Here is a 13453-nt window from a genome sequence, read left to right on the forward strand (position 1 = left end):
CGCACGACCTGCGCCGGCCAGGGGTTACACTCTGCGCCCCGCAACCGGAGTCGCCCATGTCCCATCCCTTCGCCACGCTGACCCCCGACCTGGTGCTGGATGCCGTGGAGAGCCTCGGCTACCTCAGCGACGCCCGCGTGCTGGCCCTCAACAGCTACGAGAACCGCGTCTATCAGGTGGGCATCGAGGACGAGACGCCGCTGATCGCCAAGTTCTACCGCCCGGCACGCTGGAGCGATGCGGCAATCCGCGAGGAACATGCCTTCAGTGCCGAACTGGCTGACTGCGAGATCCCGGTGGTGGCGCCCCTGGTGCGCGACGGCGAGACCCTGTTCGAGCACGCCGGCTTCCGCTTCGCCCTGTTCCCGCGCCGTGGCGGCCGCGCCCCGGAGCCGGGCAATCTCGACCAGCTGTATCGCCTCGGCCAACTGCTCGGACGCCTGCACGCGGTCGGCGCCAGCCGCCCCTTCGCCCATCGCGAAGCGCTGGGCGTGGTCAACTTCGGTCACGAATCGCTGGCCACCCTGCTGGATGGCAACTTTATCCCGCGCAGCCTGCTGCCGGCTTACGAATCGGTAGCGCGCGACCTGCTCAAGCGCCTCGACCAGCTGTTCGCCAGCGTGCGCTACACGCCGATCCGCCTGCACGGCGACTGCCATCCGGGCAACCTGCTGTGCCGCGACGACAGCTTCCATATCGTCGACCTCGACGACTGCCGCATGGGCCCGGCGGTGCAGGACATCTGGATGATGCTCGCCGGCGAACGCCACGAGCGCCTGGGGCAACTGGCCGAACTGGTCGACGGCTACAACGAGTTCCACGACTTCGCCAGCCGCGAACTGCCACTGATCGAAGGCCTGCGCGCCCTGCGCCTGATGCACTACAGCGCCTGGCTGGCACGGCGCTGGGACGACCCGGCATTCCCCATGAGCTTCCCCTGGTTCGGCACGGAACGTTACTGGGGCGAACAAATATTGATGTTGCGCGAGCAGATGGCGGCGCTGGATGAAGAGCCGCTGAAGCTGTTCTGAGCATGGCCCGGATTACATCCGGGCTAGCGTAAAGAAAGCCTGACGGGAATCGCTGCAGCGACCGCTCGAACAAAGCTGAACGACCAGACAAGCTCGCCCTACCCCACTAGAATCGCTGGCTTAGTTAGCTGCCTAACCAAGGATTCTGCATGGCCACCGCCAACCCGCAGCGCGGGTATCTGCTGGGCATCATCGCCTACACCATCTGGGGTCTGTTCCCGCTGTATTTCAAAGCCATCCAGAACGTGCCAGCGCTGGAGATCATCGTTCATCGCGCGCTGTGGTCGGCGTTGTTCGGCGCCGCCCTGCTGCTGGCGTGGAAACATCCGGGCTGGCTGCGCGAGCTGCGCAGCAATCCCAGGCGTCTCGGCGTGCTTGCCATCAGCGGTCTGCTGATCGCCAGCAACTGGCTGGTCTATGTGTGGGCGGTGAACAACGGGCGCATGCTCGAAGCCAGCCTGGGCTACTACATCAACCCGCTGATCAACGTGCTGCTCGGTATGCTGCTGCTCGGCGAACGCCTGCGCCGCCTGCAGTGGCTGGCCGTGGGCCTGGCCGCGCTGGGCGTGCTGCAGCAGCTGTGGCAGGTGGGGAGCATTCCCTGGGTCTCGCTGGTGCTAGCGCTGACCTTCGGCTTCTACGGCCTGATCCGCAAGCAGGCGCCAGTGGCCGCCCTGCCCGGCCTGGTGGTGGAAACCTGGCTGCTGCTGCCGCTGGCGCTCGGCTGGCTGCTCTGGCATCCGGCAGCCATGAGCACGCAAGGCGCCTTCTGGAGCACCTCGGAGGCACTATGGCTGATCGCCGCCGGCCCGATCACCCTGGTGCCGCTGCTGTGCTTCAACGCCGCCGCGCGCCATCTGCCCTACACCACCCTGGGCTTCCTACAGTACCTGGCGCCGACGCTGGTGATGCTGCAGGCGATCTTTCTGTTCGGCGAACATTTCGACCCGAGCAAGCTGCTGGCCTTTATCTGTATCTGGGCCGGATTGGCGCTGTACAGCCTGGATATCTGGTTGAGCCTGCGCCGCCGGCAGGCGACCTGAGGAGAGTCCAGCGTAGGGGGCATCGTGCACACAACGCCCCCTACGACGATGCGACAGCCTGCGAGGGCCATTGTGCAGAAAACACCCAATCAGCCACAGACGGCGCCACACCTGGCCTGGCGCCAGTCATCCCCGCCTTATCCACAGAAGCATCCCCGGTCTTTGTGCACAACGCCTTGAAACTGCTGGTTTTTTAGTCAGTTACCGAGAAGCTGCGGGGCACTAGGGGTGGCGCCGCCACTCCCCAGCTTATCCACAAGCCCATCCCCGTTAATCGGGGATATCACCATGCGCTGAACTGCGCTGGGCAACCTAGCGCAAAAGGCTCGGCTGCCAAGACTGAAGCCGTCGCATAGTCGCTCAGAAAACACTCAACCCGGCGTAACCCACAGCAGCCCTGGCCTGTGGCCGTTCATCCCGTGGTTATCCACAGAAGCATCCCCGGCCTTTGTGCACAACATTGGGAAACTGCTGGTTTTTTAAGCACTTAAAGAAAAGCCCCGGGGCACTAGTGCGTGCGCCGGGGCTCCCCAGTTTATCCACAGCTCCATCCCCGCTAATCGGGGATATCAGAATCTGTCTACGATCTTTTGAGCTAGAGCCAGGCAAGGCGAAATTGGGCGAGGGCGCGGAGTTTACGAGCTGTAAATGAGCAGCCCGAGCCCAATTTCAACGCAGCATGGCCGACGATCAAGAGATCGTCGGCAGATTCTCAGGGATCGGTGCGCAGGTTCAGCTCAACCATCAGATCATCGGCGAGGTTTTCCAGCTTGTCGCGCAGCACATCCAGCGACAGCGTCAGTGGCACCGCCAGCACCGCCTCGGCATGGAATAGCGGTTCGCTACTCATCGGCGCGGGCGCCACTTCGGTGGTCAGGCTTTCCAGGTTGACGCCCTGCTCGGCCAGCAGGCGGGTGATGTCGCGGACGATGCCGGGGCGGTCGTTGCCGACCAGGTCGAGCAGGATCGGTTTCCAGGTGCAGGACGGCTCGATGCCGCTTTCCGCCACCAGCACGCGGATGCCCTGGGCGTTCAGGGCCTGCAGCGCCTCGACCAGCTCGTCGTAGCTTTCCGCCGGTACCGCCACGCGCAGGATGCCGGCGAACTGCCCGGCCATGCGCGACATGCGGCTTTCCAGCCAGTTGCCACCGTGGCCGGCGATGCACTGGGCGATGCGCTCGACCAGGCCTGGCTGGTCCGGGGCGATTACCGTGAGTACCAGATGATTCATGGAGAAACCCCTGTTGTTTTTAAATGTAGGAGCGCGCTCTGCTCGCGAACCCGATCAGCACGATGCTTCGCGAGCGGAGCTCGCTCCTGCGACTGTAAGCCTTCAATCCGCCAGGCTCAGCCAATAGGTATAAAACACCTCATCTCGTACATAGCCTAGCTTTTCATAGAGCGCCTGGCCGCCCAGGTTACTCTTTGCCGTTTCCAGCTGCAGACCACAGGCACCCGTGGCCACGCCGTGGGCGCGGGCGTTGTTCATCAGTGCCTCGGCGACCCCCTGGCGGCGCGCACTGGGCGCCACATACAAGTCGCTGAGCAGCCAGGCCGGGGCCATGTGCAGCGAGGCGAAGAACGGGTAGAGCTGCACGAAGCCCTGTGCCACACCCTGTTCATCGCGAGCAATGAACAGGGTCGAATCACCACGCTGCAGGCGCGCGCCGATGAACTTGGCGATCTCCCCGGCCGCCCTGGGCACCTCGTAGAACTCGAGGTAGGCGGCGAACAGGCCGACCAGTTCATCCAGATCATTCACACCCGCTTGCACCACGCGCATTGCAACCTCCACTGTCAGTTGATCGCGCCAGTATAGGTAGAGCGCCGCCTGGCGGGCACTCACAGGCCGTGACTGATTTTTTCGTTTGAGTCATGTAGTATCCCGCGGCTCGTACTACATGGCCGTCCGGCCCGGATTTAGAGCTGTCTGGAATCAAGTGAGGCAAGCAATGACTGAGCGCGTTCAAGTCGGTGGCCTGCAGGTCGCCAAAGCCCTTTACGACTTCATCAACAATGAAGCCATCCCCGGTACCGGCATCGCTGCCGACAAGTTCTGGGCTGGCGCCGAAGCCGTGATCAACGATCTGGCCCCGAAAAACCGCGCCCTGCTCGCCAAGCGTGATGACTTCCAGGCCAAGATCGACGCCTGGCATCAAGGCCGTGCCGGCCAGGCGCATGACGCCGCCGCCTACAAAGCCTTCCTCCAGGAAATCGGCTACCTGCTGCCAGAACCGGCTGACTTCCAAGCCACCACGCAGAACGTCGACGAAGAAATCGCCCGCCTGGCCGGCCCGCAGCTGGTAGTGCCGGTAATGAACGCCCGTTTCGCCCTGAACGCCTCCAACGCCCGCTGGGGTTCGCTGTACGACGCGCTGTACGGCACCGACGTGATCAGCGAAGAAAACGGCGCCGAGAAAGGCAAGGGCTACAACAAGGTCCGTGGTGACAAGGTCATCGCTTTCGCCCGCGCCTTCCTCGACGAAGCCGCGCCGCTGGAAGGTGCTTCCCACGTCGACGCCACTGCTTATGTAGTGAAGAACGGCCAACTGGCCGTGAGCCTGAAAAACGGCAGCAGCACCGGCCTGAAGAACGCCGCCCAGTTCATCGCCTTCCAGGGCGAAGCTGCCGCACCGAAAGCCGTGCTGCTCAAGCACAACGGCCTGCACTTCGAGATCCAGATCGACGCCAACAGCCCGGTCGGCCAGACCGATGCCGCCGGCGTCAAAGACGTACTGATGGAAGCCGCCCTGACCACCATCATGGACTGCGAAGACTCGGTCGCCGCCGTCGATGCCGATGACAAGGTCATCGTCTACCGCAACTGGCTGGGCCTGATGAAAGGCGACCTGGCGGAAGAAGTGGCCAAAGGTGGCCAGACCTTCACCCGCACCATGAACCCGGACCGCGTCTACACCAAGGCCGACGGCAGCGAGCTGACCCTGCACGGCCGCAGCCTGCTGTTCGTGCGCAACGTCGGTCACCTGATGACCAACCCGGCGATCCTCGATGCCCAGGGCAACGAGATTCCTGAAGGCATCCAGGACGGCCTGTTCACTAGCCTGATCGCCATCCACAACCTGAATGGCAACACCAGCCGCAAGAACACCCGCACCGGCAGCGTGTACATCGTCAAGCCGAAGATGCACGGCCCGGAAGAAGTCGCCTTCACCAGCGAAATCTTCAGCCGCGTCGAAGACGTGCTCGGCCTGCCGCGCAACACCCTGAAAGTCGGCATCATGGACGAAGAGCGCCGCACCACCGTCAACCTGAAAGCCTGCATCAAGGCCGCCAGCGAGCGCGTGGTGTTCATCAACACCGGCTTCCTCGACCGCACCGGTGACGAAATCCACACCTCCATGGAAGCCGGCGCCGTGGTGCGCAAGGCCGCCATGAAGAGCGAGAAGTGGATCGCCGCCTACGAGAACTGGAACGTCGACATCGGCCTGGCCACCGGCCTGCAGGGTCGCGCGCAGATCGGCAAAGGCATGTGGGCCATGCCCGACCTGATGGCCGGCATGCTCGAGCAGAAGATCGCCCACCCGCTGGCCGGTGCCAACACCGCTTGGGTGCCGTCGCCGACCGCCGCCGCGCTGCACGCGCTGCACTACCACAAGGTCGACGTGTTCGCCCGCCAGGCCGAGCTGGCCAAGCGCGAGCGCGCCTCGCTGGACGACATCCTGAGCATCCCGCTGGCGCCGAACACCAACTGGACCCCGGAAGAAATCCAGAACGAACTGGACAACAACTCCCAGGGCATCCTCGGCTACGTGGTGCGCTGGATCGACCAGGGCGTCGGCTGCTCCAAGGTGCCGGACATCAACGATGTCGGCCTGATGGAAGACCGCGCCACCCTGCGCATCTCCAGCCAGCTACTGGCCAACTGGCTGCGTCACGGCATCGTCACCGAAGAGCAGATCGTTGCCAGCCTCAAGCGCATGGCGCCGGTGGTTGACCGGCAGAACGCCAACGACCCGCTGTACCGTCCGCTGGCGCCGAACTTCGACAGCAACATCGCCTTCCAGGCTGCCCTGGAACTGGTGGTCGAAGGTACCAAGCAGCCGAACGGCTACACCGAGCCGGTGCTGCACCGCCGCCGCCGCGAGTTCAAGGCCGCCAACGGTCTGTAACTCGTCGCTGCTGTGAAAAAATCGCCCTCCGGGGCGGTTTTTTTTATGCCCGTGAATCAGCCTGCCTTAACTAGGCACTCAGTGAACGGGCCTCATGCCGGCACTGGCAGCCAGGCGCGGCTGAGCCACCCCGCCGCTTACTCCAGACTCACCCCATGCTGCTGGTACAGCGCCTGCACCCAGCCTTCGCGGTACATCTGCTGCAAGCTCGTCTGCAGGCGCTGCAGCAGCGCCGGATCGACCTGCGGGTGGCAGGCGATGTCTTCCATCAACGTCAGGAAGGGCAGCACCTCACGCGGTGCGGGCTTGGCCCCCAGCGAGTGAACCACCGCCGCGCTGGTTGCCCACAGTCGCGCGCGACTGCGCTGCAGCATGCTCAGGTTGAGCGACTCCTTGTTCGAATACAGCACGTCGAGCCCGACGCCTTGCAGGTAGTCACCGGCACCAGAACCCTGGTGACTGAGGATGCGCAGGCCGCGCGCCTGTTCCAGACTGTCCAGCTGCAGATCGTCATCAGCCTTGGCGTACAGCCCCAGACGCGAGATCAGCAGCGGACCGATCCAGGCATAGTAGGGCTCGCGCTCCTGCCGACGTTCGACCAGCAACACGCAACTGTTGGGCTTCTGCTGGACCTTCACCAGCGCTCGCTGCAGCGGCAGAAAACTCAACTGGTAGGAGATGCCGGCACGGCGGAACAGCTCGCGGGTCAACTCGGGCACCAGCCCGGCGCCCTGGCCATCCAGCGTCTGTTGCACCAGCGGTGGCCGCTCCCAGGCGTACAGCTCGATTTCGGCGGCCGCGCACGGCAAGCTGAGCAGGCCCAGTAACAACAGGCTAATCCCACGCACGCAAGGCCTCCTGGTACTTCAAGGTACGGCCCGGCGGGCGTTCATCCGCCAGTTGCGGCCAGGGCGCGCCCGGCTGTGGCAACCAGTACTGCGCCCCGCGCGGTGGGTTGAGCTGCGGTGCACAGGCATTCTGCTGGCGCTGCGCCACAACCTGCAGGTGCTGGTCGAAGGCGCCCGCCAGGTTGTGCAGCGCCTGCGCCGCGCTGAGCTGGCCGCTGATCGCCGGGTGCAGCTGGCGCCACCATAGACTGGCCATGCCGCTGTAGTCGGGCACGTTGGCCCCGGTCGGGGTCCAGCGCCGCGCCGCGCGGCTGCGATAGAACTCGACCAGTCCCCCGAGGCGTGGTGCCTCGGCGAGCAGGGCTGGGGAATCCAGATCGGAGCGGCGGATCGGCGTGAGCCCGACCAGGGTCTTGCGCAGCGACACGCTCTTGGCGGTGACGAATTGGGCGTAGAGCCAGGCAGCCTGGCGCTGACGCAGCGGCGTATTGGCGAGCAGGGTCCAGGCGCCGACATCCTGGTAGCCGGACTTCATGCCGTCCTGCCAGTAGGCGCCGCGCGGTGACGGCGCGACCCGCCATTTGGGCTTGCCTTCGCCATCCACCACCGGCGTACCAAGCTTGGTGTAGTCGGCGGTGAAGGCGGTGTACCAGAAGATCTGCTGCGCCACATGGCCCTGGGCGGCGATATTGCCGGCCTGGTTGAAGCTCATCTGCTGCGCCTCCGGCGGCGCGTAGCGCTTGAGCCAGTCGACATACTGCTGCAGCGCATAGACCGCCGCCGGGCTGTCCAGCCCACCGCCACGGGCCATGCTGGCACCCGCCGGGCGACAGCCTTCGACGCGAATGCCCCAGTCGTCCACCGGCAGGCCGTTGGGTAAACCGAGGTCAGCCACCCCGGCCATGCCCAGCCAGGCATCGGACAGGCGCCAGCCCAGCGACGGGTCGTAGCCGCCGTAGTCCATGTGGCCATAGACGCGCTGGCCGTCGATCTCGCCGACCTGCTCGGTGAAGAAGGCCGCGATGTCCTCATAGGCCGACCAGTTCTGCGGCACATCCAGCTCGTAGCCATAGCGCTCGCGGAAGGCCTGGCGCAGCTCCGGACGCTCGAACCAGTCCTGGCGATACCAGTAGAGATTGGCGAACTGCTGGTCCGGCAGCTGGTAGAGCTTGCCGTCCGGCGCGGTGACGAAGGGCAGGCCGATGAAATCGGCGAGGTCGAGGGTCGGCGAGGTGACGCTGGCACCCTCGCCGTCGATGAAGTCGGAGAGCACCAGCACCTGGCCATCGCGAAAGTGCTGACCGAGCAGATCGCTATCACTGACATAGGCATCGTAGAGGGGCAAACCGGTCTGCTGCTGGGTGCGCAGCTTGTTCACCACGTCGTCTTCGCCACTGATCTCGTGGATCACGCGGATGCCGGTGAGCCGGCTGAACAACGGCGCCAGCACCGTCGCCTCGTACCAGTGAGTGGGAATATGCTCGGCGATGACGCGCACCTGCACCCCCGCAAACGGTTTGCCCGCAGCAGCGAACCAGGCCAGCTCGGCGCGCTGCTCGGCCGCCGCCAGAGAGCTGGGTTGCAGCTCGGCGATGGCTTCCTGCAGGGGGTTGGCAGCGTGGGTCAGGGTACTGAATAGCAAGACGAGCCACATCACGGAGCGCATTCGTCTCTCCTTTTTCTTATCTGGCCATTCTAGTGCGGCATCTGCCGTTCGTCCCTCCAACCGAGCCAATACCGGCGCAAATATGGCGATTTGCCGCGGTTGGCGGGCAAAAGCGCGGTTTTCTAGCTATAGCAATACAACGGTCGGCCGACAGTTAGGGCAGACCATCAAAAAGAGCATGGTCAAACCATGACCAATAAGTGGCCTCTAGGCTGCTAACTGGCTTCCTGTACACTTCGCGCCCCCATTTGGGTACACCTGCCATGTTGAAGAATCTGTCGCTAACCTTGAAGTTGTCGCTGTTACCCGCCGTTGCCCTGTGCGGCCTGTTGCTCTATGTGGGCTACAGCTCGTTGCAGCTGGCGGATAACGATGTGCGCCTGGTGGCGCTGGAAACCCATAGTTTCCCTACCCTGGAGAAAGCCGACGCGGTGATCTTCCAGTTCTCGCGCCTGCCCGGTCTGTTTAACAACGCAGTGGCCGCCGGCGAGTTGGCGACCCTCGACGATGCGCGCAAGGTGCTCGCAGAAATCGCCAGTAAACAGCAGGAGCTGCAGGGCCTGGCCAAGGACAACGCGACCCGCAGCGATGAACTGCAGGGTTGGCGCAGCGCCATCCAGCGCTATGCCGACAATGCCCTGGCCGCCTCCGAGCAACTGGTCAAGGGCAGCGCCAGCTTCGAGGATCTGCGCCCCAGCCTCGACCGCATGGCCACTGACCTGAGCCAGGCGCAGAAGCTCGGCGATGCTTTCCGCGCCCATGCCTACGAAGACTTCCAGACCACCCTGGCGCAAGCCCGCACCGACAATGCCACCACCACCCGCGTCGGCTATGGCCTGTCGATCCTGCTGGTGGCGCTGGTCAGCATCGGTTCGGTGCTGGTGATCCGCGGCATCATGGGCAACGTGCATGGCGTGATCGACTCGCTGAAAGCCATCGCCCGCGGTGAAGGCGACCTGACCCGGCGGGTCAACGTCGACTCGAATGACGAGATCGGCGAGATGATCCAGCTGTTCAACCGCTTCCTGGAAAAACTCCAGGGCACCATCCGCCAGACCATCGATGCCGCCAGCCCGCTGGGGCAGATGTCGCAGGAGCTGTATCAACTGACCCAGGGCGCCAAGCAGAACGCCCAGTCGCAGCAGCAGCACACCGACTCGATCGGCCGCGACATCCAGACCATGACCAGCAGCATCCAGGAAGTCGCCCACCGCTCCCAGCAGGCCTCCGAAGAAGCCAATGCCGCAGCCCGCCAGGCGGATACCGCACGGCAGAGCATCGGCAGCCTGTCGACCAGCATCAGCGACCTGGGCAGCAGCGTGATGAGCGCCGTGCAGGCCATGGAGCAGCTGGAAGAAGAAACCCAGCAGGTCGGCTCGGTCCTCACCGTGATCCGCAGCATCGCCGAGCAGACCAACCTGCTGGCCCTCAACGCAGCCATCGAAGCGGCCCGTGCCGGCGAGCAGGGCCGTGGCTTTGCCGTGGTCGCCGACGAAGTGCGCAACCTGGCGCAGAAGACCGCCGCCTCCACCGCCGAGATCCAGCAGATCATCCAGCGGCTGCAGAGCAGCGCCAATGGTGTGCTCAACGTGATGACCAGCAACGGCGAGAAGGCCCAGGCCAGCATCGAACGCTCGGTACAGGCTACCCAGGTGCTCGAAGCGATTGCCCAGGCCGTCGACCAGATCAACCAGCTCAACGCCGGCATCGCTCAGTTCACCCATGAACAGATCGGCCTGTCGAGTTCGATCCAACAAGAAACCCAAGTGTTGCAGCAGGACGCACAAGCAACCGCACATGGGGCCGAGGCCACTGCCCGTCTAGGCGAGCAACTGGTCAGCACAGGGGATCACCTGCGCTCGGCGACGGCCCAATTCCGCGTTTAACACTGCTAACGGAGCACCTCTACATGACTACAGCACGCGTCCTTGGTCTGGCCATCTGCCTGGCCAGTACCCCAGCCCTGGCGCTGGAGCAAGGCGAATACCGGCTCAACGGCTTCGGCACTGCCGGCCTCACCTACCTGGGCGGCGAAGACGATAGCAAGGGCTACGGCGTCAACGGCCAGACTACCGACTCCTGGCGCGGCGATCAGCTGAGCAAGCTGGGTGGTCAATTCCAGTACGGCATCACCGACACCATCGGCTTCACCGCCCAGGGCACCATCAAACCCGCCCAGGACGAGTGGCAGGCCAATGTCGAGTGGCTGTACCTGTCCTGGCAGGCCAGCGACAACCTGATGGTCCGCACCGGCCGCCTGCGTACACCGGTGTACATGTACTCGGAAAGCATCGACGTGGGCTTCAGCTACCCCTGGCTGCGCCTGCCCGACGAGGTCTACAGCCAGGTCCAGCTGTCCAACTACGAAGGCGCCGACGTGGTCTACAACCTGCCGGTTTCCTTCGGCACCGTGTCCTTCCAGGTCGCCGGCGGCATGGCCAAGAATCGCGACATCTTCGCCGTCGATGACATGCACGACATCGACTACAACGACATCTTCGGCGGCAACATCAGCCTGTCCACCAACGACTTCGGTACCTTCCGCGCCGGCTACGTCGAGGCCGACATCAAGGCCAACATCGAAGATGACGTCACCGTGCCGTTCTTCGGCAACATCAACGTCAGCCTCAACCCGCTGGACCACCAGAAAGGCAAGTTCACCAGCTTCGGCTACCAGTACGACAACGGCACCTGGCTGACCGCCAACGAGTGGACCAGTCGCGTGATCGAGGCCGATGGTTCGGGTAGCACCGATGCCTTCTACCTGATGGGCGGCCGTCGTTTCGGCGAGTTCCTGCCGCACGTCACCTATGCCCAGCTGGACGAAGATGCCGGCCGGCAGAACTCCTGGACCTTCGGTCTGAACTACAACCTGATGCCCACCGTGGTGCTCAAGGGCGAGTACAAGCGCGTTGAAACCAGTGGCGACAGCTACGAAGGCGTATTCGTACGCAACGCCCAGCAGACCGTGGACGACCGTCTCGGCCTGGCTCCCGCTCACAACTTCGACGGCGACATCTTCAGTGTCGGCGTTGACTTCGTGTTCTGAGGAGAGCATCGATGAACCTATCCATCCGTGCTCTGTGCACCACCGTTCTGCTGGCTGCCACCGGCCTGGTCCAGGCGGAAGTCGCCGTGATCGTCAACCCGGCCGCCACTGCCAGCCCGTCGCAGGCCGACGTGGCCAACATCTTCCTGGGCAAGAACAAGTCGCTGAAAGGCGTCGACCAGAAAGACTGGAACCCGACCAAGGAGAAGTTCTACGCCACGGTCGCCAGCAAGAGTGAAGCGCAGCTGAAGTCCTACTGGTCCGGCCTGGTGTTCACCGGCAAGGGCCAGCCGCTGCCGAGCGTAGCCGGCGATGCCGAAGTGGTGGCCAAGGTCGCCGCCGAAGCCGATGCCATCGGCTATGTCGACAAGGCCGCAGTCACCGACCAGGTGAAAGTGCTACTGACCCTGCCGTAAGGCGGGGGTTGCGGTGAAAAAGCCGACGGGGCGACCCGTCGGCTTTTTTATTGCCCGCAGAAATCCTGCGCTAGCAGGCTGTTGAAAAACGTTGGCGAGGCAGCCAGCGCAAGGCAAAAACAGGCGAAAAAGCGCAGTTTACGAGCTGTAAATGAGCATTTTTAGCCTGTTTTTAACGCCGCGATGGCAACGCAGGTAGTTTTTCAACAGTCTGCTATTGCGCCATCTCGGCCAGCAGCACGGCAACCAGTTCGGCCGCCGGCAGCTCACGGGCCAGCGGCGCGCCCTGCCCGGCCCACTGCGCGGCGAAGTCATGGCAGCCCTGGGCGCTGGCCGCCGCGTGCAGGGCCTTGGCGGCGTCGTAGGCAATCGGGTAATCCGGCAGCGGCGCGGCGAACGCGCCATACAGGCGATTGGGCAGGCCGCGCGCCGCGCGCCCGGAGATGTTCGCGGTGATCTGCGTGCGCGTGGCCTGCTCGCTGCGCAGCGCCGCCCGGTACGGCGCATTGGCCGCCGACTCGGGACAGAGCACGAAGGCCGTGCCCAACTGCACGCCGGCCGCGCCCAGGGCCAGCGTCGCGTTGATCCCGGCGCCGTCCATGATGCCGCCGGCGGCGATCACCGGCAGCGTGGTCTGTGTCACCAGCAGGCGCACCAGCGCCAGGGTGCCAAGACCCGCATCGCCCGCCTCGGGCTCGAACACCCCACGGTGCCCGCCGGCCTCGATGCCCTGGGCGACCAGCGCATCGACGCCCGCCGCTTCGGCCAGACGTGCTTCGGCCAGATTGGTGACGCAGGCCAGCACACGCATGCCAGCCTGCTGCAACGCCGCGATCCAGGCCTGCGGTGGCAGCCCGAAGTGCAGGCTGACCACCGCAGGACGTTCCTCCAGCAGCATCACCTGCATGGCCGGATCAGCCAGGAAGCTGCGGTAGATTTCCGTCAGGCGGGCCGGCGGCTCGGCGCCGAATTCGCCGAACAACGGCCGCAGCTGCTCCAGCCAGGCCGCCTCGCGGAACTCATCGGCCTGCGCCGGGCGGTGGCAGAACAGGTTGACGTTGAAGGGTGCGGCAGTCAGCGCGCGGGTTGCACTGATCAGCGCGCGCGCCTGCTCCGGCGTGCTGGCACCGATGCCGAGCGAGCCCAGGCCACCAGCGTTCGACACCGCCGCCGCCAGCGCCGGGGTGGACACGCCGACCATCGGCGCCTGGATCAGCGGATGGCGGATACCCAGCAGTTCGGTAAGCGCGGCAGACATGGCGAAGAACTC

11 protein-coding genes are annotated in these 13453 nt (G+C 64.5%); 6 read left to right on the forward strand and 5 right to left on the reverse strand.

What is annotated here, in order from left to right; all coding sequences use genetic code 11:
- The first annotated feature begins 56 nt into the window (after positions 1-56).
- Together H3H45_RS03200 and rarD are read left to right on the forward strand one after the other, a co-directional pair.
- Positions 57-1031, forward strand: a complete 975-nt coding sequence (locus tag H3H45_RS03200) for a serine/threonine protein kinase (RefSeq protein WP_182832294.1) — start codon at positions 57-59, stop codon at positions 1029-1031.
- A gap of 149 nt (positions 1032-1180) precedes the next feature.
- Positions 1181-2074: an EamA family transporter RarD gene (gene rarD / locus H3H45_RS03205; RefSeq protein WP_182832295.1), complete on the forward strand. Its 894-nt coding sequence runs from the start codon at positions 1181-1183 to the stop codon at positions 2072-2074.
- 712 nt (positions 2075-2786) lie between these two features.
- On the opposite strand, the gene H3H45_RS03210 is transcribed toward rarD, so the two are convergent.
- Both H3H45_RS03210 and H3H45_RS03215 read right to left on the reverse strand, forming a co-directional pair.
- Positions 2787-3305 (reverse strand): glycine cleavage system protein R, encoded by a 519-nt coding sequence (locus H3H45_RS03210; protein ID WP_182832296.1) that lies wholly within the window; start codon positions 3303-3305, stop codon positions 2787-2789.
- Between the two features lie 102 nt (positions 3306-3407).
- Positions 3408-3857: a GNAT family N-acetyltransferase gene (locus H3H45_RS03215; RefSeq protein WP_182832297.1), complete on the reverse strand. Its 450-nt coding sequence runs from the start codon at positions 3855-3857 to the stop codon at positions 3408-3410.
- Positions 3858-4026: 169 nt separating this feature from the next.
- Between H3H45_RS03215 and H3H45_RS03220 the strand changes: the two genes are divergently transcribed.
- Positions 4027-6204 (forward strand): malate synthase G, encoded by a 2178-nt coding sequence (locus H3H45_RS03220; protein ID WP_182832298.1) that lies wholly within the window; start codon positions 4027-4029, stop codon positions 6202-6204.
- Between the two features lie 137 nt (positions 6205-6341).
- Here H3H45_RS03220 and H3H45_RS03225 read toward each other — a convergent pair whose 3' ends face one another.
- Positions 6342-7052 (reverse strand): substrate-binding periplasmic protein, encoded by a 711-nt coding sequence (locus H3H45_RS03225; protein WP_182832299.1) that lies wholly within the window; start codon positions 7050-7052, stop codon positions 6342-6344.
- Positions 7039-8718: an ABC transporter substrate-binding protein gene (locus H3H45_RS03230; RefSeq protein WP_182832300.1), complete on the reverse strand. Its 1680-nt coding sequence runs from the start codon at positions 8716-8718 to the stop codon at positions 7039-7041. The genes H3H45_RS03225 and H3H45_RS03230 overlap by 14 nt, the downstream gene beginning before the upstream one ends.
- A gap of 263 nt (positions 8719-8981) precedes the next feature.
- Here H3H45_RS03230 and H3H45_RS03235 point away from each other — a divergent pair, with 263 nt between their 5' ends.
- From H3H45_RS03235 to H3H45_RS03245, 3 genes are read left to right on the forward strand one after another with little or no spacing between them, the layout of a single operon-like run.
- Positions 8982-10604, forward strand: a complete 1623-nt coding sequence (locus tag H3H45_RS03235) for a methyl-accepting chemotaxis protein (RefSeq protein ID WP_182832301.1) — start codon at positions 8982-8984, stop codon at positions 10602-10604.
- 23 nt (positions 10605-10627) lie between these two features.
- Positions 10628-11767 (forward strand): porin, encoded by a 1140-nt coding sequence (locus tag H3H45_RS03240; protein ID WP_182832302.1) that lies wholly within the window; start codon positions 10628-10630, stop codon positions 11765-11767.
- An 11-nt stretch (positions 11768-11778) separates the two neighbouring features.
- Positions 11779-12183, forward strand: coding sequence for a type 2 periplasmic-binding domain-containing protein (locus H3H45_RS03245; RefSeq protein WP_182832303.1), 405 nt, complete (start codon positions 11779-11781; stop codon positions 12181-12183).
- A 214-nt stretch (positions 12184-12397) separates the two neighbouring features.
- On the opposite strand, the gene H3H45_RS03250 is transcribed toward H3H45_RS03245, so the two are convergent.
- Positions 12398-13441 (reverse strand): NAD(P)H-dependent flavin oxidoreductase, encoded by a 1044-nt coding sequence (locus tag H3H45_RS03250; protein ID WP_182832304.1) that lies wholly within the window; start codon positions 13439-13441, stop codon positions 12398-12400.
- Positions 13442-13453 lie beyond the last annotated feature (12 nt).

This window comes from Aquipseudomonas guryensis (genome assembly GCF_014164785.1).
In the GTDB taxonomy this organism is placed as follows: Bacteria; Pseudomonadota; Gammaproteobacteria; order Pseudomonadales; family Pseudomonadaceae; genus Aquipseudomonas; species Aquipseudomonas guryensis.

What these genes read in the sequence shown, in the direction of transcription:
- H3H45_RS03200 (WP_182832294.1), top strand. Translation starts at nt 57, where the DNA reads ATGTCCCATCCCTTCGCCACGCTGACCCCCGACCTGGTGCTGGATGCC.
- rarD (WP_182832295.1), top strand. Translation starts at nt 1,181, where the DNA reads ATGGCCACCGCCAACCCGCAGCGCGGGTATCTGCTGGGCATCATCGCC.
- H3H45_RS03210 (WP_182832296.1), bottom strand. Translation starts at nt 3,305, where the DNA reads ATGAATCATCTGGTACTCACGGTAATCGCCCCGGACCAGCCAGGCCTG.
- H3H45_RS03215 (WP_182832297.1), bottom strand. Translation starts at nt 3,857, where the DNA reads ATGCGCGTGGTGCAAGCGGGTGTGAATGATCTGGATGAACTGGTCGGC.
- H3H45_RS03220 (WP_182832298.1), top strand. Translation starts at nt 4,027, where the DNA reads ATGACTGAGCGCGTTCAAGTCGGTGGCCTGCAGGTCGCCAAAGCCCTT.
- H3H45_RS03230 (WP_182832300.1), bottom strand. Translation starts at nt 8,718, where the DNA reads ATGCGCTCCGTGATGTGGCTCGTCTTGCTATTCAGTACCCTGACCCAC.
- H3H45_RS03235 (WP_182832301.1), top strand. Translation starts at nt 8,982, where the DNA reads ATGTTGAAGAATCTGTCGCTAACCTTGAAGTTGTCGCTGTTACCCGCC.
- H3H45_RS03240 (WP_182832302.1), top strand. Translation starts at nt 10,628, where the DNA reads ATGACTACAGCACGCGTCCTTGGTCTGGCCATCTGCCTGGCCAGTACC.
- H3H45_RS03245 (WP_182832303.1), top strand. Translation starts at nt 11,779, where the DNA reads ATGAACCTATCCATCCGTGCTCTGTGCACCACCGTTCTGCTGGCTGCC.
- H3H45_RS03250 (WP_182832304.1), bottom strand. Translation starts at nt 13,441, where the DNA reads ATGTCTGCCGCGCTTACCGAACTGCTGGGTATCCGCCATCCGCTGATC.